Raw genomic sequence first — 22,252 nt, 5'->3', positions numbered from 1 at the left:
TGGCTTTCTGTAGCGATGTCGCCAACCTTCTATCCGCCGCTCAATGTCAGGGTCATCACGCCAAAGCTGGAGCTTCACGGAGCCACGGATGACCTGCTGGCCCAGCTTCTTCCGGTGGTTCGTCGGGGCATGATCGGGCCGCCGCCCTACCCGTTCGATGATCCTATGTCTCTGTACGAAGAGAGTCCGCTGCGAGAAAGAAAGTGGCTTCAGGCCATCTGGCGCGGGCGCGGCACGGTTCGCCCCGATACCTGGCGGCTGTACTTTGTGGTTGTGCTGGGCAACAGGGCCGTGGGGATGCAGGACCTGATCGGCGTGAATTTCGACACCTTTCAAACCGTGACCAGTTTTTCTTGGCTGGCCCCAGACTTCCGGCAGCGAGGTCTGGGACGTGAGATGCGCTCGGCCATCCTTCACCTTGCCTTCGAGGGATTGGGCGCAGCGGAAGCGACCAGTGAAGCGTTTGTTGACAATACGGCCTCCAACCGCGTATCGGCGGCCCTGGGATATCAGCCCAACGGCAGCGATTGGGCCACCCGGCGCGGCGAGCCAGCCGTCCTGAACCGGTGGATACTCCGGCGGGATGACTGGGCCACGACTCGCCGTGCCGACATTGACTTGATTGGTGTGGATGAGTGCAAACCCGTGCTGTACATTCCCTAATTCGGCTTCTGAGAATAGGCTGGGAGAGTCTGTGTTCGTTTTGATGCGGGTGCAGTGGAGACCTGACAGGCACTCGGTGTCAGCATCCGTTCTGCTCCACGCAATGCCTATCCATAAAAAGGGCGGGAAGCGCATCCAAACGCCCCCGCCCTTTTCTTTTTCCGTTGTTTTTTTCCTACAACCGACAACCCACGTCCTCTACCCTCACTCAGTCGTGAACGAGTTCGATTCCGCTGAGTTCTTCCACCTTCAGGCCCCACTGGTTCATGGCGGCCACGAAAGGATCGGGGTCAAATTCTTCCACGTTGTACACGCCCGCTTTTTTCCAGGTGCCCTGAAGCATCAGCATGGCCCCGATCATGGCGGGTACGCCGGTGGTGTAGCTGATGGCCTGCGCCTGCACTTCCTTGAAGGTTTCGGCGTGGTCGCAGACGTTGTACACGAAGTGCACCTTCTCTTTGCCGTCCAGACCGATGCCGCGAGCCTGCACGCCGATGCAGGTTTTACCGCTGTAGTCGGCGGCGAGGCTTTCGGGGGCGGGCAGCACGGCCTTCAGGAACTCGATGGGCGCGACCTGCTGGCCCCGGAAGTTGATCGGTTCGATGGAGGTCATGCCCACGGCTTCCAGCACGCTGAGATGCTTGATGTATGCCTCACCGAAGGTCATCCAGAAGCGGGCGCGTTTGATGGTCGGAAAGTTGACCACCAGCGATTCAAGTTCCTCGTGGTACAGCACGAAGCTCTTGCGGGTCGCCACTTTGGGGTAATAGATGTCCTGCGCGATTTCCAGCGGCTGGGTTTCGACCCACTGGCTGTTTTCCCAGTAGCGCCCGTTGGCCGTAATTTCGCGGATATTGATTTCAGGGTTGAAATTGGTGGCGAATGCCTTGCCGTGGTTGCCGTTGTTGCAGTCCACGATGTCCAGATAATGAATCTCTTTGAAGTGATGCTTGGCGTGGTGGGCGGTAAACACGTTGGTCGCGCCGGGATCGAAGCCGCAGCCCAGCAGCGCCATCAGGCCCGCCTTCTCGAAGCGCTCGCGGTAGGCCCACTGCCATGAATACTCGAACTTGGCAACGTCCAGCGGCTCGTAGTTGGCGGTATCGAGGTAATGCACGCCCGTCTCCAGGCAGGCGTCCATGATCGTCAGATCCTGATAGGGGAGGGCCACATTGATCACCAGTTCGGGTTTGAAGCTGTTGAACAGTTCCACCAGAGCCGGGACGTGATCGGCGTCCACGCTGGCCGTGCTGAATTTGGTCTGGCTGTCCGGCATGTGCTGTTGAATTTCGGCCACAATTTTATCGGCCTTGCTCACGGTTCGCGTGGCGATCAGCACTTCCGTGAATACGCTGTCGTTCTGGGCGCATTTTTTGGCAACCACGTTGCCCACGCCGCCCGCTCCAATAATGATGACTCGGCTCATACGCGGCCCAGTGTAACCCGTCTTTGCCCTCCGCCCTGTTCTGCCAGCCGCTGTCACTCCTTTGATTCTTTACCTTGCTAGGCTGCCCCCATGAGTACGCCCAGTCAGCCTCCGCTCCGCACCATCAGCGACGCCCAGCGCAAGAACATTTTTCGCAGTTTTCTCTGGATTCTGGTTGGCTTTTTTGCCCTGATCGGTCTGCTGGTGGCAACCTTCAGTTTTCAGGGCCGCGCCGCCCGCGAATACGGTTCCCGTGCCGTGCAGGCGGCCCTGAGCAGCAACCCCTCTCCGAATATCTCTTATGAACAGAACTGCGCCGATCTGCTCAAGACGCCGCTGCCGGACACCGTCACGACCTGCACAGTCAAAGTCACTGCGGGTAAGCCGGAAGTGATCTTGAATGTAGAAGGTGGCCGCCAATATCGGTTGACCAAATAGGCTGTCATACGTGTGAATGTCACGCTTAGCCTAAAAGTCAGATAAGCCCACCAGAGTGTTTGCAGGACCTCTGGATGCCCTAAACCACCTTTGGCGGGCATCTCATCTGTACGGATCGTGCCCGTTTCACACTGTGAGGCATGAAACATCTGATCTTCCCGACGGTGGCGCAAGCCGACGCTTTTGTCCAGGACCTGCAAAGCCAGGGTGTCATCCGGCCCGAGATGGGTTCTGCATCTCTGAACCGCCGCAGCGGTATGACGGATAGCAGCATGGCGAGCACCACGGGCGTCACCAATGATCTGGGTGCAGATTACGGTGGCGGCACTGCCGAGGATGCAGGCGCAGGCGCAGTGAAAGGTACGGGCGTCGGTGTGGCTGTAGGCGCAGTGGCAGGCGTCGTGGCAACGGTGGCAACGGGCGGGCTGGCAGCCATTCCCGTGATTCTGGGTATGGCGGCGCTCGGCTCGGGCGTGGGTGCAGGCGTGGGCGCGATTGGCGGCGCAGCGGGTGTCGATGAAACCAACGGCACTGGCACGTACAACAGCAGCTACGATGTAGACGACGCGCATTACGACCGTATGAATGACACCGTTTCCAGTGGTGGACGCACCATCGCTGTCGAAGACTCCGTGCCGCACGACGTGGTGGCCGCCGCTGCCGCCCGTCATGGTGGCGAGTTCGTTCAGTAAACCAGCACCGGAGGTTGGTCAGACCAGCTTCCACAAGCAAAGGCCGCTTCTCTGTGGAGGCGGCCTTTGTTCTTGTATCAGGTTTTCAGGCCATCGTTTCTCAGTCGGAAGCGTTGACGGGAAGGGGTGCACCTGCAGTATTGACGCTCTCCACCACACCACCATCATCGCGGGTTTTGGCTACAGCGATGGCGTAGATCAGCAGGCCGAACAGGGGCTTGGCCAGCACATCGGCAATGGTGTAGCCGACCTGTACGCCCACCACCGCCCCGGATCCGACAATGCCCAGCATCGGCAGAATGTAGGCGATGGGGTACACGCCCCAGGAGGCCAGCAGCAACAGGCGCAGATTGCGAACCAGCACCTTGACTTCACTGGTCTGACGCTCGGTGGCGCGGGCCAATTCAATCCACAGGATGTAGAGGATGTACAGGAAAGGAATGGTGCTGAGGGTGCCCCACAGGAAGCGGGTTGCGGTGTCGTTCGCCACCTCGCCGGGGTAGCCCAGAGCGATCATCAGAACGGCGGCCACGGCTAGGCGCAGGATCAGGCTATTGGCCACGTTCCGCGCCAGGGCCAGCACGGCAACGGCTTCGACCAGCAACAGGGGCACGGTCAGCAGCCAGTCTACATAGCGGTAGGCATCGTTAAAGGGCACGGTGGTGGGGGCATATACACCCGCCGCGTTCAGAGCGTAGGCGGCCTCGAAGGAGTTGAAAATTCGGACATAGTGGTAGGCCGCAATACTCACGACAACGCCGCTGATCAGCAGCGCCACGCGGTATTTGGGAGCCACGTTGGAACGGGACAGGAAGAAAAAGATGGCAGACGCGCCCATGGCCGCAATAGCGAAAGAGAGAAAGTTGTAGATCAGGTTGTACTGACCTGCATTAAGAGCTGGCCCGGAGGTGTCTGGCCCGCCGACATTGGTTTGGGCAAGAGCGACACCAGCAAACAAGACGCCAAGGAATGGCAGCATACGTTTCATTGTTGTTCTCCCAAGTACCGCTATGGATGGTGACTGAAATCAAGAAACGACAGGTCACAACCGCAAATGGCGGCTGAGTAAATTTGGGCGCTCGAGCACCACCTGGACTTCTGGCCGAACTCATCATGCGCCTGGCATTAATAGATTTTAATGATGATGTCTTACAGTTTGACCAAGTAGAAAGCTGAATGCGCATTCAAACTTGAGGTCATTGACTTTAATGACAGAATGGTCAACAAAAATCAAACTCCACTCTGCATGACTCACCAGTTCTCAGGGACATTTGACTTCTTTCGATTGACTTGGTTGGCGTTCTTCACGCCTGATTCTCAAGTCTATTAAGATGCCGGGTGAAATGCGCTTCTCCCGAATCAAGCTCCCGCCGCGTTGGTTGATCCTGCCGTTGGCCCTGGCTGTGCTGGTCGGATTGGGCCTCCACACTCGCCAGACTCGCAGCGCAGATGTGGTGGCAGCCCGCGCCTATGCCCGCACCGTGCAAACAACGGCGCAACGGGCATGGAAAACTGACCCGGCCCAGCCTTTTCTGGAAGCCGGATCTTCGGAGGATTGCCGGGGAGCGTACCGGAGCGGTATTGCAGAGGCCAGGGTGAGTGCCTGCACGGTGACGCGTCTGCCCAACGGTTTCGAGGTCAATCTGACCCTGGGGCAAGCGCAGGTCACGGTGACGACGTACTGAAGCAGGCCAGCGTTACCAACAAGCAGGACACCGGAAGTACTGTGGATGCCATGACTCCAGTGGATATTGCGGTGTTATACCTGACAGATGTGCGGGCGCGGATGCGGGGCGTCAAGGCGCTGGGAGACGGAGCGCTGGCGCAGTTGCGGGAAGCCGAGATTGCTACGGCGTTGTCGGAGGAGGGCAACAGCGCCGCCATTCTGGTGCAGCATCTGGCCGGAAACATGCGGTCTCGCTGGGGCGGCCTGCAACTGGGGTATGCGGCGGCAGTGGAAGGCGAGGCCACCACGCGCAACCGCGACGCCGAGTTCGAGCGGCACCTGGAGACTCTGCCGGAGGTGCAGGCTGAATGGGAAGGAGGCTGGGCAGTATTTTTTGCGGCGCTCGATCACCTGACGCCCGCCGACCTGACCCGCCCGTTGACCATCCGGGGCGAGGTCCATACCGTACTGGAAGCAGTGCAGCGGCAGGTGGCTCATTACAGCGGACATGTCTATCAACTGATTTTCTTGGTCAAAACGCTGCGCGGCGCACAGTGGCAGACCCTCAGCATTGCGCGTGGAGGATCGGCGGCCTTCAATGCCCAGATGCACGAACGGCGCGGGAGTTCGTGAACCCCTGTCTTATCTGCCCACCTGCCTGCCCCGGCCTGCCGCGCTAGCCTCACGCCATGAGTGCCGATGGCCTGCCCGAACGTTTTGATGTGATGGTGTACCCCGCTGCCGAATTGCGGGGCGAGTTGAGGGCGCAGCCCAGCAAGAATTACACCACCCGTTATCTGCTGGCGGCCGCGCTGGCCGTCGGGGAAACCCGCGTGGTGGGCGTGGCGACCAGCGAGGATGCCGGGGCGATGCTGCGCTGCCTTGCCGACTGGGGCGCGGGCGTGGAACTGGTCGGAGACGACGCCGTGATCCGGGGCTTCGGCGCACATCCGGCGGCGGGCGTGACCCTGAATCCGGGTAATGCAGGTGCAGTGGCCCGTTTTCTGATGGGAGTGGCGGCCCTGACCACCGAGACCACGTTTGTTACCGATTACCCAGATTCGTTGGGCAAGCGCCCACAGGGTGACCTCTTGGACGCACTGGAGCGATTGGGCGCACGGGTCGCCAGCGAGCAGGGCAGGTTGCCCATTTCCATCAGCGGGCCGGTGAGGGGCGGCCCTGTGGAAGTCAGTGCCGAGCGTTCCAGTCAATACGCCAGCGCCCTGATGTTCCTGGCCCCGCTGCTGCCCGGTGGCCTGCAACTGCGCCTGACTGGAAACATCAAAAGTCACGCGCCCCTGCGTCAGACGCTGGATACGTTGGCGGCGTTCGGGGTGCAGGCCAGTGCCAGCGAGGACCTCAGCCGGATTTCTATTCCGGGCGGCCAGAGCTACCGTGCAGGACGGGTGCTGGTGCCCGGCGACTATCCCGGCAGTGCTGCGCTGCTGGCTGCTGCGGCCACCCGCCCCGGCGTGCTGCGCCTCAGCAATCTGCGCGAGCATGACCTTCAGGGCGAGCGCGAGGCTGTAGAGGTGCTGCGCCAGATGGGAGCCGATATTACCCGTGAAGGCGACACCCTGATCGTGCGCGGAGGCCTGCCGCTGAGCGCCGTGACCCGTGACGGAGACGGCTTCACTGACGCGGTGCAGGCTCTGTCTGCTGCTGCCGCTGCTGCATCCGGCACCACCACCTGGGAAAACGTGTATACCCTGCGCCTCAAGGAGTGCGACCGCATCAGCGATACGCGGGCCGAACTGGAGCGGCTGGGCCTGCAGACTTCCGAGACAGAAGACAGCCTGACCATTACTGGAACCGAGAGAATCGCAGGCGGCATCACGGTCAATGGGCACGGCGACCACCGCATGATCATGCTGCTGACCCTGCTGGGGCTACGGGCCGACGCGCCTCTGCAGATCACGGGCGCCCATCACATCCGCAAAAGTTATCCTCAATTCTTCCAACATCTGGAGGCGCTAGGGGCGCGGTTCGATTACCTGCCCACCGATGCCCATTGATGGCTGAACAGGGGAGCACTGCCCCGAGCTTTTCTGAACCTTCCCTCAATTTCTACACCGCGTTCCAGAACTGGGGCGCGGTCAGTGCAACTATTTATGCTGAGTTCAAGATTCAACCTGGTACAAATCAAGCGCTCTGGGTTGATTCTTCTCGGTTCCGCCTCGGCTTCCCTCTGTTCCCAAGCTGGTCTGTCCCACTGTTCTTGTCTTGTCTTCAGGAGGTTTTGCCCATGACTCAGCCCAACCTGTACAGCAACCCTGACATTCAGGGCGATTCACCCGCATGGATGAGCTTTATCTGGATCGCGTTCGGCCTCAGCTTCACTCTGATGGTCGTGGGCGTGTATTACCTGCCTGTAGATTGGTGGATCAAAGGCTACCTGTACATGGGCACGATCTTTCTGACGGCCAGTACGCTGACGCTCAGCAAGAGCCTCCGTGACCGTCATGAATACGAACGGTTGGTGAACCGGGTCAAGAGCGCCCGTACCGAACAGGTGCTGAGTAAATACGGGGAATAGAGCCGCTATAAAGAAGGGAGGAGGGAAACAGGTTGAAATGTCCTGTTTCCCTCCTCCCTGTAGAGAATGTGCCCGTTATTCTTCGCTGCTGTCGCGGTTCTCGCGGGTCGTTCCATCGTTTGCGGTGTTGGTCGCCTCCACGTCTCTCAGCAGATTGGTGTGCAGGATGGCCGGAACGCCGCTTGCCGTGCCGGTGCCAGTGCCTGGAATTCCGCTGGCGTTGCCGTTGGCGATGGCCGGAACGAAAGTCGCGTCACTGTCCCGACGCTGTTCTCCTTCGACCGGGGAGTTGACCAGATTGCCTGAGTCCTGCTCGATCTCTTCCACGCTCTTGCCCAGAGGTTCGTTGCCGTAGCGGTTCGAGTTGTCGGTCATGGCTTCAGTGTGCGCGTGTCGGGGAGCCGTCAGAGTGAGCCGAGCTTAGGGGCCTCTTCATGCGTGAAGGCCCAATCAGGCTAGAGGGCGCGAACTGTGAATCAAGTCGGTATGCTGCATGGCACAGTGAATGTCTCCTTGCAGGCCACCCCTTTCTTTTCCTTGCCGCATCCTACTTGTGCTGGAGTTGTTCACAGAGGAGCACACGCATGACTGACCGCGCCCAATCGGCCCTGAAGGCCACCGGAATGGATGAATCTCCCCTCGCTTCACTGGAACGTGAGGACGGCCTCTTCGTGCTGACCGCGCAGACCCTGCTGTTTCAGGATTCGGGCGGCACCCGGCGAGTCACCCTGCGCGACCTGACCCGCATTCACAGCGATCAGGAGGGCATCTTGCGCGTAGAAACGCCCGCTGGTACGGCACTGACGGCCAGCCTATTGGGTTTTGATGCTGCCCGCGTGCAGGCTTTCTTCGCCCAGGTTCGTGACACCACCGCCCGTGCCAAGCAGCAGGCCACCTCATCTCCGCCCGCAGCTGCCGAGCCAGTCAGTGAGAAGGCTGTCGTCAGTCCGCAGGCGGCGGTCACGGCTGCACCAGCCCCAGTGGCCCCGGCCAATACTGTTGCCGCGCCGGAACCACACAGGCCAGAAGCCCAGAAAACGGCCCCCACCATCGTCATCGGGGATCCTGACGAAGATACGGAGCCACAGGCGCAGGCCCCCGCCGCTGCCCCGGTGACCCGAACCACCATCAGCGCTGCTCCCACCCTCACCAAGCCTGCTGCGGCCCCGGCCAAACCCCAACCGCAGACTTCCCAGCCGGTGGTCATTTCTTCCAGCGGATTTTCACCATCCAGCACGCGACCTGCTTCATCCAATCATGTGACCGCCAGCCCGGTGGCTCCGGTGGTGCAGCCCATGACGGCTGCCGCGCCCAAAGTGGCCGCACAGACTCCTGTAGCTCAAACTCCTGTAGCGCCGACTTCAGTAACGCAGCCTCCAGCAACGCAGACGCCGTCAGCTCCGACTCCAGCGGCAACGGCTCCCGCCTCCACTCCGTCTACTTCCGCTTCTTCGCCCAAAGCCATCCGAACCCTGCCCACACGCAGCGCCTCGGCCAGTGGTCTGTACGCTCAGGCCGATGCAGTGGAGGCGCTGGTCAGCCGACTGCGGATTCTGGGGGTGGTGCTGGGAGTGTCAGCCATCGCCCTGGCCTTCTTCCTGTTTACTGCCGGACAGGGACTCAGCGGTATCTGGACATTGATCGCAGGCGGTGTGGGTGGAATCTCCCTGCTGACGTTGGCGGAACTGGCCCGCCTGCTGGTGGGCATTGCGCGGGCCACCGGAAATGGCGGCAACGCAGAGACGAGCAACCCAGAGAGCAGCAATACCAACAATTGAGGACACCAGAGTCAGAGCCGATTCGAGGCTGAAGCGGGCAGGAGGTGCGTCAGAAGGCGGTGATGATAAAAACGTCGCCTGCTCCCGCCGTCTGTCCGCAGGCTGCGGGGCCGATCTCATGGTGGTCACTCCGGTGAGGTAATCTCACCCCGATGACCTCCGACCCCACTGCCGATTCCACCGCGCCCGGTCTGGCCCTGACCCCTGCCCAGCAGGAGGCCCGTGAACTGTTGATAGAAACCGTGCGGATTCCGTCTGTGTCTGGAGAGGAAGGCGTGGCGGCGCGGTTTTTGACCGATTGGATGACCGCGCATGGGTTTACGGCGCACATTGACGAGGCAGGCAACGCGGTGGGCGAGCGGGGCAGTGGACCATATACGGTGGCCCTGTTGGGGCACATAGACACCGTACCGGGCAACATTCCGGTTCATGTAGATGAATCCGGCGTGCTGCACGGGCGCGGCAGCGTGGATGCCAAAGGCCCCTTCTGTACCTTCGTGGCTGCCGTCGCCGCCCTGCCGCCAGAGGCATTGGCTCAGGCCCGTTTCGTGTGCATCGGGGCCACTGAGGAAGAAGCTCCCAGCAGCCGGGGCGCACGTCACGCCATGCATACCCTGACGCCTGACGCCGTGCTGATCGGAGAACCCAGCGGTTGGGCGGGCCTCACGCTGGGGTATAAGGGCCGCCTGGTCGCCAAGCTGCGCGTGACCAAAGACAACTTTCATACTGCCGGAGAGGGCACCAGCGCCGCCGATGACCTGACAGAAGCCTGGTTCAGAATTCGGGCGTGGGCAGAGAGTGTAGGTGCGGGCAGCCCCGGTATTTTTGACCGCGTGCAGGCCACCTTGCAGGATCTGGGCGCATTGAGCGACGGGCTGACGCAGACGGCCTGGGCCAGCGTGGGCCTGCGCCTGCCGCCAGAGCTTGCGCCCTACGCTGCTCAGGACGCTGTCTATGAGGCCGCCACTGGCCTTACCGCTGACATCAGCTTCACCGGACATGAAAGCGCTGTGCGGCATCCTAAAGATAATGCGCTGACCCGTGCCCTGCGCACTGCCATTCGCGCTCAGGGAGGCACTCCCACCTTCAAGGTCAAGACCGGCACCAGCGACATGAATGTGGTCGCTGAACTCTGGCCCGTGCCCACGCTGGCTTACGGCCCCGGCGACAGCAGTCTGGATCACACCCCCGAGGAACGGCTGGACCTGGCCGAATATGACCGCGCCGTGCTGGTGCTGACCGACGCACTGACCCGTCTGGCCCGGACTGCGGCGGCAACTTCGCCCTTGCCCTGAACTTCTCCTGCTTCTGTAAACACTTCTCCCGGCTCTATAAACCTCTCGTGGGCCTTTTCCTCACGTAGCGTCCACGGCGCCGGGGCAGTCTGCCTGAACGCATGGAACCCGTCACGCTCATCCTGATTCTGTTCGTGGCGGCGCTGGTGCTGTTTGCCACCGAATGGCTGCCCATCGACGTTACCGCTCTCTGTCTGCTTTCTGCCCTGCTGGTGCTGGGGCTGATCGAACCCAAAGTCGCCTTTGCCAGTTTTGGCAACGATACTGTGCTGACCCTGGCCTCGTTGTTCGTGCTGACGCGGGTGCTGCTGCGGGCGGGCGTGATCGAATGGATCGGCATGACGCTGACGCGCCGGGCAGGCAATCCGGCGGCGCTGCTGCGCGGACTGCTGGGCACAGTGGCGGGCGTGAGTGCCTTTACCAGCAATACGGCCACCACCGCCGTGTTTCTGCCTGTGGTGGCGGGCGCTTCCCGGCGGGCAGGCATTCCGGCCAGCCGTGCGCTGATGCCTCTGGCTTTTGCCAGCATTCTGGGCGGTACGATCACGGTCATTGGCACAAGTACCAATCTGGTGGTGTCGGGGGCGCTTCCGGCCAGTGGCCTCAAACCTCTGGGCTTTTTTGAACTGGCCTGGGTGGGCGTTCCCTGCGCCGTCATCGGCCTTGCTTATCTGTTTTTTGTGGCCCCCCGCCTGCTGCCTGCCCGCGACACCGAACTGGCGGAAGGCGTGCGGGCTTACCTGGCCGACCTGACGGTGGCTCCGGCCAGTCTTCTGATCGGCCTGACCCTGCGCGAAAGTGGGCTGGGACGTGATTACGGCCTGACGGTGGTGGCAGTGCGCCGGGCCGGAACCACAGAAAGCAGCTACGGCCCCGGCCCAGATTTCATTGTTCAGGAAGGCGATACTCTGACCGTAGAGGGCCGCACCGAGCGCATTCTGGCAGGCAAAACGGCGCTGGGCGTCATCAGCCGCAGCGAGCAGAAATTACAGGCTCTCTCTGCCGCAGACGGCGGGGCCGCGGGTTTGGGTGGCGCGGCCCGTCCGGGCGATGTTCGGCTGGTCGAAGCTGTGGTGATGCCCGGTTCGAGCCTGCTGGGGCGCACCCTACGCGAGAGTCAGTTTCGGGAGCGTTACGGGGCGTCGGTGTTGGCGCTGCACCGCCGTTCGCGCACACTGGAGCGGGCCGCAGCCAGAAAACTGGATGACCGCATGGTGGAGCGCCTGGGTCATACCCGCCTGCAAATTGGAGATGTGCTGCTGGTTCAGGGCAGTGCGGCCCGTATAGAGGCGCTGGGAGAGCATCTGGTGGTGCTGGGCGACCTGACTGAACAGGTGCGCGATCTGCGCCGTGCGCCGCTGGCCCTGCTCCTGTTCGGCGGGGCGGTACTGGCAGGTGGCCTCGGGCTGGTGCCGCTGGCGGTGGCGGCAGTCGTGGCCGTGGCCCTCAGCGTAGCCCTGCGCCTGATCACTCCGGAAGAGGCCTACCGCAGCATCGAGTGGCCGATTCTGGTCTTGGTGGCCTGCATGCTGGCCTTCGGTACGGCCTTCGAATCCAGCGGCGCGGCCAAAGTTCTCACGACGACGCTGTCGGGCGTGCTGGAACCGTTGGGGCCATACGGCCTCCTGGCGGCCCTGTTCGCCGTCACAGTGGCCCTCACCCAACCCATGAGCAATCAGGCCGCCGCACTGGTCATGCTGCCGCTGGCTATCGGCACGGCCAACGCACTGGGCTACGATCCGCGCCCCTTCGCCATCGGAATCACGGTGGCGGCCAGCAATTCCTTCATCACGCCGCTGGAGCCATCTTGCATGTTGGTCTACGGCCCCGGACGCTATACCTTCCTTGATTTCGTGCGGGTGGGCGCGGGCCTGACCCTGGTCACGTTCGTGGTCGCCATGCTGATCATTCCCAGAATCTGGCCGTTCTGAGGGCGGCCCACAAAACGGGGCGGACAGCCGAGATGTACTGGCTGACCCGCCCCGTGTTCGTGCCCTGAATCTTTTCAGATGAACAGAGGTTCATCCGGGTCGTCGGGCAGAGGACGACCTTTGCGGGCCAACAGCGCGGCGGTGGTACCGATGCCGACAAGTGCGCCGACAGCCAGCACCACCAGCGTCCACGTCAAGACGAGATGTGAGCGATCCGGGGAGCGGTCTGAACCCATACCCGCAGCATAACAGCCCCCGCCCCGCTAAACCTGAAACCTGAAAGCTTATCCACTATTGAGGAATGCCAGGGTGGGCAATAGACCCTGCACCGGAGCCTTGAAACACAACCACCACACGCTGCTTAATCGGCGCTGGACAGTCCCACAGCCTGTGCTGGAGGCTGCGGCTTGTCCAGCTTGCGCGGCAGCCTGCGCCACAGCGCCGCCACCGACAGGGCTCCCAGCACGGCCAACGTGACCAGACCCCAGCGCGATCCCAGCAGCCCATCTTTGGAAATTAGACTGCTGGCGATCAATGCTCCGGGCGGTCCCATGCCGACCAATACAAAGGAATACAGGCTCATCACGCGCCCGCGCAGGTGGTCGGGCAGAGTCAACTGAACAGTGGAGTTGGCACTGACCAGCAGGGTCAACATCCCGAAGCCGCACACGGCCAGAATTGGTGTGGCGATGGCCGGACCAGGAGCGAAGGCCAACGCGACTGTACTGATCAGCAAAATAATGCTGCCGATGCGGAGATTCTTGAGGGGATTGGGCTTGCTGGCCTGCCAGAGTGCCCCCGCAATTGCCCCCACACCAAAGGACGCGCTCAGCACGCCGAATGCTGCTTCCCGTGCATCAAATACCACGCGGGCGTAATACGGAATAATCACGTTGAAGTTGATGACCGTCAGGCTGAGTGCGCCCACCAGGAACATCACGTTCCGGACGGCGGGTGTGCCGCGTACATAACGCAGACCCTCGCGCACGTCTTCGGCCATGCTGCCGTGCTGACCGCCGTCGCGGGCCGGAAAGGGCAGTGTGGCGATCACGAACAGCACCACGAAAAACGAGGCCACATTCAGGTAAAAGGGGAGAGCCAGCCGCGAGAGGTTGTCGGAATTGCCGCCAGCCAGGAGGGTGATGCCCAGCGCCGCCACCACGCCGAACAGGGCCTGCCCGATGGTGCGGCTCACATTGAAAGACAGGCTGTTGAGGGCCACCGCGTTGGGCACGTCGCTTCTCGGTACAAAGTCCACGACCATGCTCTGGCGGGCAGGCATATCGAAGGCGTTGGCCGTGCCGCTGATAAAGGCCAGCAGCATGACCAGTGGCAGGGTCACGATCCCCAGGTGGGTGGTGACGGCCAGCGCCGTTGCTGTAATGAGCAGGGTAATCTGCGTGGTCATCAGGACCCGGCGGCGAGGTACCCGGTCGATCACTGCGCCTGCAAACAGCGACAGCAGCAGGCTGGGCATAAACTGCGCCACCGTGACCCAGCCCAGAGCCGCGCTGCTGCCGCCCGACAGCTCCAGCACCAGGTACTGCTGGGCAGTGGCCTGCATCCAGGACCCCACCAGCGAGAGAAGTTGGGAAAACCAGTAACGGCGGTAGGCAGGGTGACGCAGGGCGCTGAATGTTCGGCTGCCCCACGCGTGGGCACGCGCAAGCATTCCCGCAGGATAGACTCCTGAGGCGTGCGCCGTGCCCTGAACTGTCCTTCAGTCAGTCATGCAGGACGGCGGGCAGACGTCTTCATCATTGGCATGGGGGGCTTGGCAGGTCAAAGGTGCGCGTGTTACGGTGCGCTTAATCCTGTCCTGAGCGTCACCTGAAGGTCTGTTGATCTTTGGTGGCCTGTCCTGAAGCTCCCTGTGAGACCTTTCTAGTGCGCTACGTTCTCTCAATTCGCCGCTGTGCTCTGGCCCCTCTGATGACGGTTGGCCTGCTGCTAGGCGCGGGCCTGTCTGGTGGAGCAGATGCGGCGGGGGGTACTGTTCCTCCCACCGATCCTGCCCTTTTCGCGGTCACGGTACAGCCCGGTGACACCGCCTATGCTCTGGCCCGACGGGCAGGCATCAGTCTGGAGGCACTGTTGGCCCTCAACGGCCTGACCCCCAACGCGGCGGGGGGCGTGGATCTGCGGGCAGGTCAGACGGTGCGGATTCGGGAACTGCCGCCCCATGTGGTGCAACCCGGCGAAACGCTGTATGGGCTGGCCCGCCGCTACGGAATGACGGTGGATGCGCTGCTGGCGGCCAATGGTTTGCCTGCTGGCGCAGTGCTAAGTGTGGGTCAGAGCCTGCGCCTGTCCGTATCTGCGCCTGTTGCTGTGGCTCCAGTCCCCCTGCTGCCCGTATCAGCTCCGACCGTGCAGGCTCTTGCGCCCCAGCCTCCGGTTGTTCCCACGTTGTCGCCTGTCCTGAGCAGCCAGAGCCAGGACAGCCAGAGTCTGCGGGTACCCGGTCAGGTGCCGAACCAGAATCCGGGCGTTGTTGCACCCCCAGAAGCTCTGTCCAGTGCCCTGCCCAACGACTGGCGAAGCGCGGCAATGGCGCTGCTGGGTACGCCCTACGCTTTTGGTGGGGCCACCAGAGCCGGAACGGATTGCAGCGGCTTCGTGCTTCAGGTGTTCGTGCCGCTGGGTGTGCAGTTGCCCCGGCGCAGCGCAGATCAGGCCCAGGCGGGGTTGCCCATAGACGCCGCTGCCCTGCTCCCGGGCGATCTGGTCTTCTTCGACACCGAGGGGCGCGGCGCGGTCACGCATGTGGGCATCTATCTGGGCGAAGACACCTTTGTGAATGCCAACAGTTATAAAGGGCAGGTGGCCGTAGACAAACTGATGTCAGACCGCTACTGGGCCGCCCGCTATCTGGGAGCGCGGCGCGTGTTGCCTGAAAACCTGGCCTACAGCCACTAGCGAACCGGGTCATAGGAAAGGAGGGTGGCCCGGATTCCCTCTGTTCTGGGCGTAGCCATAAGCTGTCAGCATCAGGAGTTGCCCACCAGAAGAGTTGATGGGGTAAGAACGATAAGCAGGCTGGTAGTTGATAGACCAGAGCTTCAGGCGGCTGTGCCGGAGCTGATGCCTGACCAAAAAAGTCTGAGCAGGAAAAAACCGCCCATTTGCACAGGCGGCCTGACCAGGAGGGTCAACAACTCAGGAGTCGTCAGCGGGTTCGGTCTGATCCAGAATGGCGCGGTACTCTTCCATATTTTCGCCTTCGCCGAGTTCCTTGGCTATTTTTTCTATGGCGAGGCGCACCACTTCGCTTTTGCTGATCAGCCGTTCGGGGCTGGACAGTTCATACGCCGTGCGCGTCAGCAGCGCGTCTTGCTCGTCGCTGATGACCACCTGCAGGCGTTTACGGTCTTTCTTGGGCATGACGCTCCTGCTCGGCCCTCGCAAGTCAACATGGAAAGCGTGGGGAGAAAATGAGAGGGGAAGGCGGAAAAGAATCCAGAGGACAGTTACAGAGCGCTTGTTGACTTGACCTGTCGGCAGCGTAGCATGCATCAAGAGTGACCTCAACATCAGGCTCACCCAGCTCACCAGTCGCCTCTGAGTAGAGGAAGTAAGGTGAGTCTGGGCCTACCCCCGAAGGTGGCGAGTCCATTCGGTCTAGACGCGCAGTGAGTATCGTGTGTAAGATGCACCTGTCAAGAGGGAATCTGCCACCGATTCTGGCTGCTTCTTCTCCGTTTTCTGCCACGCTTTACTGGCACACCAACTTCATCCCCCGCGCCCCCGCGCTGTATAAGGAAACCTCATGCAACTGACCCCACTGCACATTCAGGGAGGCCGCGAACTCAGCGGCGAGATCGCCGTTCAGTCCAGCAAAAATGCGGCCTTGCCGATCATCGTCGCCAGCCTTTTGAGCAGTGAGCCGGTCACGCTGCACGGCATTCCCCGCCTCAGTGACGTGGATACGATTCTGGATCTGGCACAGCATATCGGCACGCGTCACGCCTGGGTCGGCCCCAACAGCCTGAGCCTGTACACTCCCGAAATCCTGAGTACACACGCGCCCTACGCGCTCGTCAGCAAGATGCGGGCCAGTTTCATCATCATGGGTGCCATTCTGGCCCGCGCCGGAAAAGCGACTGTCAGCATGCCCGGTGGCTGTGCGTGGGGTCCGCGCCCGGTGGATCAGCATGTCAAGGCATTCCGGGCACTCGGAGCGCACATCACCGAAGACGGAGGCGATTTCGAGGCCGAGCGAACAGGCAGCCTGAACGGGACGTTCGCCTTCGAACTTCTGACGGTGGGCGGCACACATAACGCAGTGTTGGCCGCTGCCCTCGGTGACGGCGTGGTCGTCCTCGAAAACGCCAGCATCGACACCGATGTGATCGACATGATCGAGTTTCTGAACAGTCTTGGCGCACGTATTGAGGGCGCGGGCACCAACACTCTCACCATTCACGGTGTGCCTGCCCTGCACGGCGGCGAATATACGGTTATCCCCGACCGGATCGAAGCGGCGACATTCATGATCGCTGCCGCCGCCACCCGCAGCCGTATCACGCTGACCAATGTGCGCCCCGACCACCTGCGGGCCGTGACGGCCAAGCTGAGCGAAATGGGCGTCGATGTCACCGAATCGGGCAAAACGATGGTCGTGGATGCCAGAGACCGCGAGCTGAAGCCTGTGAATGTGACCACCCAGAGTTACCCCGGTTTTCCCACCGATGTGCAGCCGCAGATGAGTACGCTGCTGGCAACCATTCCCGGCACGAGCGTGGTACAGGATCCCGTCTACCCTGACCGCCTGACGCATGTGGCCGAACTGCACCGCATGGGCGCAGATATTACGGTCAGTGGTTATACACAGGTCATTCAGGGAGCCAAGTTCCACGCTGCCCCCGTCAAGGCCGCCGATTTGCGGGCTGGAGCCGCCCTGTTTATCGCCGCCCTGACCTGTGAAGGCGAAACCGTGATCGACGGCGTGCAGTACCTGAACCGGGGCTATGAACGCCTTGCAGAGCGCCTGCGGGGGCTGGGAGCTGATGCCCGCCAGCCCGAGCCAGCCCTCGCCAGCGCGATGGACTGAGCTTCTCAGTTTAAACAGCTTTTAATTCTAAACAGCAAAAAAGCGCCTGCTCCAGATCATCGGGGCAGGCGCTTTTTTGCTGTATTACACGAATTGCTCCTGTCTTTACACCAGCTCTGCTCGCGCTTCCTGCTCTTTGCGGAATTGCAGTTCGTAGAGGTCGCGGTAGACGCCGCCCGAAGCCATCAGCGCCTCGTGGGTGCCGTCCTGCACGATGTGGCCCTCGTCCAGCACCACGATTCGGTCTGCATTGCGAATGGTGCTGAGGCGGTGGGCGATCACGAAGGTCGTGCGGCCCACCATCAGGGTTTCGAGGGCCTGCTGCACCAACGATTCGGATTCGTTGTCCAGCGCACTCGTCGCCTCGTCCAGAATCAGAATACGCGGGTCTTTGAGGATGGCGCGGGCAATTGCCACCCGCTGCCGCTGACCGCCCGATAGCTTGACGCCGCGCTCACCGACCACGGTGTCATAGCCCTTTTCAAAGGCGCTGATGAACTGGTGGGCATTGGCGGCGCGGGCGGCGGCCTCAATTTCCTGTGGCGTGGCGTCGGGGCGGCCATACAGGATGTTCTCGGACACGGTGCCCGAAAACAGCAGCGTTTCCTGCGGCACGAGGCCCACCTGTGCCCGTAAATTTTCCAGCGTGTAGTCGCGTACATCGTGTCCATCCACGCTCAGTTGCCCTTCGGACACGTCCCAGAAGCGGGGAATCAGGTTGACGAGGGTGGTTTTACCCGCGCCACTTGGCCCCACCAGCGCCACCACCTGTCCGGCGGGCACGTCCAGATTGATGCCGTTCAGAATCGGTGCGCCCTCATACCTGAAATTGACGTTCTGAAAGGTCACGCGGCCTTCTGCACGGGCCAGCGGCACAGGTTTGGTCGGCTCTGGCAGGTCGCTTCGTTCGTCCATCAGTTCGAAGATTCGGCCCGACGCTCCCAACGCTTCCTGAAATTGATTGAAAATCCCGGTCAGGGCCGCCACTGTGCCGCCTACCTGTAGTGCGTAGATCAGAAAGCTGACCAGTTTTCCGGGGGTCAGGTCGCCCGCCATGACCTGCCGCCCGCCGTACCACAGCACCAACGCCAGCGCCCCAAAGGTCAGAAAGCTCATGACGCCTGCCATCAGGGCCTGCAACTGCGCCCGCTTGAGGGCCGCCACGAAACTTGCCAACACGCCCCGGCCATAGCGGTTGCGTTCCACCTGTTCGGCGGTAAAGCTCTGCACCACGCGCACGCCGCTGATGGCTTCTTCAGCGCTGGCGTTGGCATCGGCAATGGCGTCCTGCACGCTGCGGCTGATTTTGCGAATGCGCCGCCCGATGGTAATGGCGGTGCCGATGACCAGCGGAATGATCGCCAGGGTCAGCAGGCTGAGGCGGGGGCTGGTGGTAATCAGCAGGATCACGGCTCCGATCAGGCTCACGCTCTGGGCGGCCAGCTGCGCCAGAGCGGTACTGGTCACGGTCTGCACTGTTCCCACGTCGGCAGTCAGGCGGCTGGTGAGGTCGCCCGTCTTGTGGTCGCCAAAAAAGCGCGGCGACAGCGTAATCAGATGAGAAAACAGCGCCCGCCGCAGGTCGGCGACCACGCTGGCTCCCACCCGTGACAGCAGATAAGACTGGGTAGCTCCAAACAGCGCTGAGAGCGCAAAAATGCCCAGCAAACTCAGCACCGTGCGGTCAAGCGGCCCAGTATCGGTGCTGCCCACCTTCAAAAATGAGGCGTCAATCAGGCGTCCAAAGAGGCTGGGAAACACCAGATTCAGACCGCTGGACACCAGCGTTGCCAACACGCCCAGGGCAAATAATTTCCAGTAGGGCCGGGCATACGCCAGGAGGCGCAGAAGTTGCCTGGGATCGCGTTTGGGACGTGGTGCGTTTGGGTCTGCATCGGCGGGCAAGGCCATAGAGCGGCTGGGACGAGACAACATATGGTCAGGTTACGCCTCAGAAAGGGGGAAGATGGCCCGACCAACCTTGAGTGGGCCAGAGAGCGGTATTTCTGAGCTAGACGGCAGAGCGGCGGGCGCACCTCTGGCCCCGCCGCTCTGTCCATCACTGACTTTCCGGTTGTGTTTACGCCAGGACGGCCTGCGTCTCCACGTACTCCATGCCCAGTGCATCGGCCACACCCTGATAGGTGAGCTGGCCTGCGTGTGTGTTCAGGCCGAGGCTGAGGGCCTTGTTACGGCTCAGAGCGCCAATCCCGTGATCGGCCAACAGCAGGGCATAGGGCAAGGTCTGGTTGGTCAGGGCAAACGTGCTGGTGCGCGGCACGGCTCCGGGCATATTGGCTACGCCGTAGTGGATCACGCCGTCAACGAGGTAGGTGGGGTCGTCATGGGTGGTGGCGTGAATGGTTTCCACGCAGCCGCCCTGATCCACGGCCACATCCACGATGACGCTGCCTTCCTGCATCAGCGGCAACATATCGCGGGTGACGAGGTGGGGAGCTTTTGCGCCGGGAATCAGCACCGCGCCCACAAGCAGGTCGGTTTCGGGCAGCAGGGCGCGGATGTTGGCTTCGCTGCTCATCATGGTGGTCAGCTTGCCGAAAAACACGTCGTCAAGGTAGGTCAGGCGGCGGTGAGACACGTCCAGCACGGTCACTTTTGCGCCCAGTCCCATCGCCATTTTTGCGGCATTGGTGCCCACCACGCCGCCGCCCACGATCACCACATGTCCGGCCTGCACGCCGGGCACGCCGCCGAGCAGCACGCCGCGCCCGCCCACCGGCTTTTGCAGGTGATACGCGCCCGCCTGCACGCTCAGGCGGCCCGCGACCTCGCTCATGGGCATCAGGAGGGGCAGGCTGCCGTCTTCGACCTGTACGGTTTCGTAGGCGATGGCGGTGGTTCCGGCCTTCAGCAGGGCTTCGGTGAGGGCGCGGTCTGCGGCGAGGTGCAGGTAAGTGAACAGCAACAGATCGCTGCGGAGGTAGCCGTATTCACGCTCAATCGGCTCTTTCACCTTGACGACCATCTGTGCGGCCCACGCTTCGTCTGCCGTGCCCATCACTGCGCCCGCTGCCACGTATTCGGCGTCGGCAATGCCGCTGCCCACGCCTGCGCCGCGCTCCACCGTCACGGTATGACCGCGCCTGACCAGTGTTCCCACACCGCCGGGAGTGAGGGCAACGCGGTTTTCTTTGACCTTGATTTCTTTGGGAAGTCCGATATTCATGGTGTTCCTCCTGGGTAAAACGAATCTGGCTGGGCCGCTGTGACCATCACGCGGCAGACCTGTCTTGAGATGGCGCAATGCTAGCAGGAAGCACCCAAGTCGCGATTGCCCGCACGCCCGCCAACAGAGGCATTGCCGCAATAACGTTGCGCCAAACTGCTAAACTTGGCCTCAAGATGTCACAATCTCAGCCTGCTTCCGCACGTTCCGGTGTCGTGGAACTCGACGCCATCGATCGGCACATTCTCGCCATCTTGCAACGCGATGCCCGCATTCCCAATACCGAATTGGCCGACGAGGTGGGCCTGACACCCGCGCCCACCCTGCGCCGGGTCAGGCGGCTGGAAGAGGAGGGCATCATTCACCGTTATGTGGCCCTGCTTGATCCCAAACAGGTGGGCCGCGACCTGATGGTGGTGGTGCGCGTGACGCTGGACAAGCAGACCAAGCAGGGTTTTGAAACCTTTGCCGAACATATGCGGGGCCGCCCCGAGGTGCTGGAATGTTACCTGTGTCTGGGCGACACCGATTATCTGCTGAAGGTGTGCCTGCCTGATCTGGACGCCTACCAGAAATTCTTGGTGGATGTCTTGGCCGCCATTCCCGGCGTCCGCAACACCGCCAGCACCATCGTGGTCAAGCAGGAAAAGTACACGACCAGTCTGTCTCTGGAATAGGCCCCGGCAACTCTGAGCGATCAGGCCAACCCGTGGGGACTGTTGCCCGTCTCATCTCCACCTTCTCTATACTCCGGCCATGCTTGCTCATAAACGCTTCCTCGGCCTGTCTGCGCTCGGTCTGCTGCTGATGTCCTGTGCGCCCCAGGCCAGCAAGGTTCCCACCTCCGTACCAGCGAAAACGCCTGCCGCTGCCACCACGCCTGCGACTGCTGCCGCGCCAGTCGTCTATGCACCGCTGCCCTACCTCAGCTCCACCCCCATTCGCACCTTCGAGAAGGCCACGCAGGTCACGGTGCCCGGCAAGCAGTACCGCGCCGTCCTGAAAACCACCAAGGGTGACATCACCATCGATCTGAACGCTGCGGGCAGTCCGGTGGCCGTCAACAACTTCGTATTCCTGGCTCTGAATCACTTCTATGACGGCACCCGTTTCCACCGTGTCATCGACGGGTTCATGGCGCAGGGCGGTGACCCTCTCAGCGTCGATCCAGCCAAAAAAGCGGCCTGGGGAACAGGTGGTCCTGGCTACCAGTTCTCCTATGAAGTCAAGAACAAGCTGCGCTTCAACTCGGCAGGTGTGCTGGGCATGGCCCGCTCGCAAAGCCCCGATTCTCAGGGCAGCCAGTTTTTCATCACCCTCACCGACGCTGATTTCCTGAGTGGACAGTACACGGTGTTCGGCAAGGTCACGGCGGGGCAAGACGCCCTCAATAAGCTGACGCGCACGGCGAGCGGCAACGATACGCCCCTGCCCGGAGTGGTGGCCGATACCCTGCAAAGCGTGACCATCCTGGCCTCCAAGTAAGGCTGTTCAGACCCCAGAGCGGCGCGGCCTGCGGGTTTGCGCCGCTCTGTTTTTGGTCTGTGGGGCTTGCCCCTCTGTACGGTGCTGCTTCCCGCTAGACTC

The 22,252-nt window shown here is 61.8% G+C and carries 22 protein-coding genes; 14 read left to right on the top strand and 8 right to left on the bottom strand.

The genetic code is table 11. The features are described from left to right. Positions 1-15: 15 nt before the first annotated feature. Positions 16-663 (top strand): GNAT family N-acetyltransferase, encoded by a 648-nt coding sequence (locus F561_RS0110420; protein ID WP_019009908.1) that lies wholly within the window; start codon positions 16-18, stop codon positions 661-663. A gap of 208 nt (positions 664-871) precedes the next feature. Here F561_RS0110420 and F561_RS0110415 read toward each other — a convergent pair whose 3' ends face one another. Next, positions 872-2,089 (bottom strand): saccharopine dehydrogenase family protein, encoded by a 1,218-nt coding sequence (locus F561_RS0110415; protein WP_019009907.1) that lies wholly within the window; start codon positions 2,087-2,089, stop codon positions 872-874. Between the two features lie 90 nt (positions 2,090-2,179). Here F561_RS0110415 and F561_RS0110410 point away from each other — a divergent pair, with 90 nt between their 5' ends. Both F561_RS0110410 and F561_RS0110405 read left to right on the top strand, forming a co-directional pair. Then, complete coding sequence (locus F561_RS0110410; RefSeq protein ID WP_019009906.1) at positions 2,180-2,527, top strand: hypothetical protein; 348 nt, start codon at positions 2,180-2,182, stop codon at positions 2,525-2,527. Between the two features lie 140 nt (positions 2,528-2,667). Next, on the top strand, positions 2,668-3,219 hold the full coding sequence (locus F561_RS0110405) for a hypothetical protein (RefSeq protein ID WP_019009905.1): 552 nt from the start codon (positions 2,668-2,670) through the stop codon (positions 3,217-3,219). Positions 3,220-3,319: 100 nt separating this feature from the next. Here the strand turns inward: F561_RS0110405 and F561_RS0110400 are convergent, their stop codons facing one another. After that, on the bottom strand, positions 3,320-4,207 hold the full coding sequence (locus F561_RS0110400) for a bacteriorhodopsin-like (RefSeq protein WP_211214808.1): 888 nt from the start codon (positions 4,205-4,207) through the stop codon (positions 3,320-3,322). A gap of 355 nt (positions 4,208-4,562) precedes the next feature. On the opposite strand from F561_RS0110400, the gene F561_RS0110395 reads away from it, so the two are divergent. From F561_RS0110395 to F561_RS0110380, 4 genes are all read left to right on the top strand, one after another. Beyond that, complete coding sequence (locus F561_RS0110395; protein ID WP_157451751.1) at positions 4,563-4,904, top strand: hypothetical protein; 342 nt, start codon at positions 4,563-4,565, stop codon at positions 4,902-4,904. 50 nt (positions 4,905-4,954) lie between these two features. Beyond that, positions 4,955-5,518, top strand: a complete 564-nt coding sequence (locus F561_RS0110390; RefSeq protein ID WP_019009902.1) for a DUF1572 family protein — start codon at positions 4,955-4,957, stop codon at positions 5,516-5,518. 56 nt (positions 5,519-5,574) lie between these two features. Then, on the top strand, positions 5,575-6,900 hold the full coding sequence (gene aroA / locus F561_RS0110385; RefSeq protein ID WP_019009901.1) for a 3-phosphoshikimate 1-carboxyvinyltransferase: 1,326 nt from the start codon (positions 5,575-5,577) through the stop codon (positions 6,898-6,900). A 230-nt stretch (positions 6,901-7,130) separates the two neighbouring features. Then, positions 7,131-7,421, top strand: coding sequence for a YiaA/YiaB family inner membrane protein (locus F561_RS0110380; RefSeq protein WP_019009900.1), 291 nt, complete (start codon positions 7,131-7,133; stop codon positions 7,419-7,421). Between the two features lie 75 nt (positions 7,422-7,496). Here the strand turns inward: F561_RS0110380 and F561_RS0110375 are convergent, their stop codons facing one another. Continuing rightward, entirely contained in the window at positions 7,497-7,796 is a 300-nt protein-coding gene (locus tag F561_RS0110375) for a hypothetical protein (RefSeq protein WP_019009899.1), read from the bottom strand. A 209-nt stretch (positions 7,797-8,005) separates the two neighbouring features. Here F561_RS0110375 and F561_RS0110370 point away from each other — a divergent pair, with 209 nt between their 5' ends. From F561_RS0110370 to F561_RS0110360, 3 genes are all read left to right on the top strand, one after another. Beyond that, positions 8,006-9,199, top strand: coding sequence for a hypothetical protein (locus F561_RS0110370; protein ID WP_019009898.1), 1,194 nt, complete (start codon positions 8,006-8,008; stop codon positions 9,197-9,199). Positions 9,200-9,351: 152 nt separating this feature from the next. After that, positions 9,352-10,494 carry a [LysW]-lysine hydrolase gene (locus tag F561_RS0110365; RefSeq protein WP_019009897.1) on the top strand — a complete coding sequence of 381 codons (1,143 nt, stop codon included), beginning with the start codon at positions 9,352-9,354 and terminating at the stop codon, positions 10,492-10,494. Positions 10,495-10,595: 101 nt separating this feature from the next. Further along, positions 10,596-12,425, top strand: a complete 1,830-nt coding sequence (locus F561_RS0110360; RefSeq protein ID WP_019009896.1) for an SLC13 family permease — start codon at positions 10,596-10,598, stop codon at positions 12,423-12,425. Positions 12,426-12,499: 74 nt separating this feature from the next. Here F561_RS0110360 and F561_RS29500 read toward each other — a convergent pair whose 3' ends face one another. Next, positions 12,500-12,661, bottom strand: coding sequence for a hypothetical protein (locus F561_RS29500; protein ID WP_168733616.1), 162 nt, complete (start codon positions 12,659-12,661; stop codon positions 12,500-12,502). 125 nt (positions 12,662-12,786) lie between these two features. After that, entirely contained in the window at positions 12,787-14,097 is a 1,311-nt protein-coding gene (locus F561_RS0110350; protein WP_019009894.1) for an MFS transporter, read from the bottom strand. A 260-nt stretch (positions 14,098-14,357) separates the two neighbouring features. Here F561_RS0110350 and F561_RS0110345 point away from each other — a divergent pair, with 260 nt between their 5' ends. Further along, entirely contained in the window at positions 14,358-15,344 is a 987-nt protein-coding gene (locus F561_RS0110345; protein ID WP_019009893.1) for a peptidoglycan endopeptidase, read from the top strand. A 240-nt stretch (positions 15,345-15,584) separates the two neighbouring features. Here the strand turns inward: F561_RS0110345 and F561_RS0110340 are convergent, their stop codons facing one another. Next, positions 15,585-15,809 carry a hypothetical protein gene (locus tag F561_RS0110340; RefSeq protein WP_019009892.1) on the bottom strand — a complete coding sequence of 75 codons (225 nt, stop codon included), beginning with the start codon at positions 15,807-15,809 and terminating at the stop codon, positions 15,585-15,587. Between the two features lie 385 nt (positions 15,810-16,194). Between F561_RS0110340 and murA the strand changes: the two genes are divergently transcribed. After that, positions 16,195-17,478 (top strand): UDP-N-acetylglucosamine 1-carboxyvinyltransferase, encoded by a 1,284-nt coding sequence (murA, locus tag F561_RS0110335; protein ID WP_019009891.1) that lies wholly within the window; start codon positions 16,195-16,197, stop codon positions 17,476-17,478. A gap of 105 nt (positions 17,479-17,583) precedes the next feature. Here the strand turns inward: murA and F561_RS0110330 are convergent, their stop codons facing one another. Both F561_RS0110330 and ald read right to left on the bottom strand, forming a co-directional pair. Then, positions 17,584-19,389, bottom strand: a complete 1,806-nt coding sequence (locus tag F561_RS0110330; protein ID WP_019009890.1) for an ABC transporter ATP-binding protein — start codon at positions 19,387-19,389, stop codon at positions 17,584-17,586. A 169-nt stretch (positions 19,390-19,558) separates the two neighbouring features. Continuing rightward, complete coding sequence (gene ald, locus F561_RS0110325; protein WP_019009889.1) at positions 19,559-20,665, bottom strand: alanine dehydrogenase; 1,107 nt, start codon at positions 20,663-20,665, stop codon at positions 19,559-19,561. A 176-nt stretch (positions 20,666-20,841) separates the two neighbouring features. On the opposite strand from ald, the gene F561_RS0110320 reads away from it, so the two are divergent. Continuing rightward, positions 20,842-21,342 carry an Lrp/AsnC family transcriptional regulator gene (locus F561_RS0110320; RefSeq protein WP_051096887.1) on the top strand — a complete coding sequence of 167 codons (501 nt, stop codon included), beginning with the start codon at positions 20,842-20,844 and terminating at the stop codon, positions 21,340-21,342. Positions 21,343-21,421: 79 nt separating this feature from the next. Then, positions 21,422-22,150, top strand: a complete 729-nt coding sequence (locus F561_RS0110315) for a peptidylprolyl isomerase (protein WP_019009887.1) — start codon at positions 21,422-21,424, stop codon at positions 22,148-22,150. Positions 22,151-22,252 lie beyond the last annotated feature (102 nt).

The sequence above is a fragment of the Deinococcus aquatilis DSM 23025 genome (assembly GCF_000378445.1).
GTDB lineage: Bacteria > Deinococcota > Deinococci > Deinococcales > Deinococcaceae > Deinococcus > Deinococcus aquatilis.
This window is presented reverse-complemented; position numbering and strand designations above follow the sequence as displayed.

Bases quoted from the DNA above. Each gene is read 5' to 3' on its own strand.
- F561_RS0110340 (WP_019009892.1), bottom strand. From the start codon at position 15,809: ATGCCCAAGAAAGACCGTAAACGCCTGCAGGTGGTCATCAGCGACGAG.
- F561_RS0110395 (WP_157451751.1), top strand. From the start codon at position 4,563: ATGCGCTTCTCCCGAATCAAGCTCCCGCCGCGTTGGTTGATCCTGCCG.
- F561_RS0110380 (WP_019009900.1), top strand. From the start codon at position 7,131: ATGACTCAGCCCAACCTGTACAGCAACCCTGACATTCAGGGCGATTCA.
- F561_RS0110410 (WP_019009906.1), top strand. From the start codon at position 2,180: ATGAGTACGCCCAGTCAGCCTCCGCTCCGCACCATCAGCGACGCCCAG.
- F561_RS0110365 (WP_019009897.1), top strand. From the start codon at position 9,352: ATGACCTCCGACCCCACTGCCGATTCCACCGCGCCCGGTCTGGCCCTG.
- F561_RS0110370 (WP_019009898.1), top strand. From the start codon at position 8,006: ATGACTGACCGCGCCCAATCGGCCCTGAAGGCCACCGGAATGGATGAA.
- F561_RS0110350 (WP_019009894.1), bottom strand. From the start codon at position 14,097: ATGCTTGCGCGTGCCCACGCGTGGGGCAGCCGAACATTCAGCGCCCTG.
- F561_RS29500 (WP_168733616.1), bottom strand. From the start codon at position 12,661: ATGGGTTCAGACCGCTCCCCGGATCGCTCACATCTCGTCTTGACGTGG.
- F561_RS0110320 (WP_051096887.1), top strand. From the start codon at position 20,842: ATGTCACAATCTCAGCCTGCTTCCGCACGTTCCGGTGTCGTGGAACTC.
- ald (WP_019009889.1), bottom strand. From the start codon at position 20,665: ATGAATATCGGACTTCCCAAAGAAATCAAGGTCAAAGAAAACCGCGTT.
- F561_RS0110420 (WP_019009908.1), top strand. From the start codon at position 16: ATGTCGCCAACCTTCTATCCGCCGCTCAATGTCAGGGTCATCACGCCA.
- F561_RS0110360 (WP_019009896.1), top strand. From the start codon at position 10,596: ATGGAACCCGTCACGCTCATCCTGATTCTGTTCGTGGCGGCGCTGGTG.
- F561_RS0110315 (WP_019009887.1), top strand. From the start codon at position 21,422: ATGCTTGCTCATAAACGCTTCCTCGGCCTGTCTGCGCTCGGTCTGCTG.
- F561_RS0110415 (WP_019009907.1), bottom strand. From the start codon at position 2,089: ATGAGCCGAGTCATCATTATTGGAGCGGGCGGCGTGGGCAACGTGGTT.
- F561_RS0110345 (WP_019009893.1), top strand. From the start codon at position 14,358: ATGACGGTTGGCCTGCTGCTAGGCGCGGGCCTGTCTGGTGGAGCAGAT.
- murA (WP_019009891.1), top strand. From the start codon at position 16,195: ATGCAACTGACCCCACTGCACATTCAGGGAGGCCGCGAACTCAGCGGC.
- F561_RS0110405 (WP_019009905.1), top strand. From the start codon at position 2,668: ATGAAACATCTGATCTTCCCGACGGTGGCGCAAGCCGACGCTTTTGTC.
- F561_RS0110375 (WP_019009899.1), bottom strand. From the start codon at position 7,796: ATGACCGACAACTCGAACCGCTACGGCAACGAACCTCTGGGCAAGAGC.
- F561_RS0110330 (WP_019009890.1), bottom strand. From the start codon at position 19,389: ATGGCCTTGCCCGCCGATGCAGACCCAAACGCACCACGTCCCAAACGC.
- F561_RS0110390 (WP_019009902.1), top strand. From the start codon at position 4,955: ATGACTCCAGTGGATATTGCGGTGTTATACCTGACAGATGTGCGGGCG.
- F561_RS0110400 (WP_211214808.1), bottom strand. From the start codon at position 4,207: ATGAAACGTATGCTGCCATTCCTTGGCGTCTTGTTTGCTGGTGTCGCT.
- aroA (WP_019009901.1), top strand. From the start codon at position 5,575: ATGAGTGCCGATGGCCTGCCCGAACGTTTTGATGTGATGGTGTACCCC.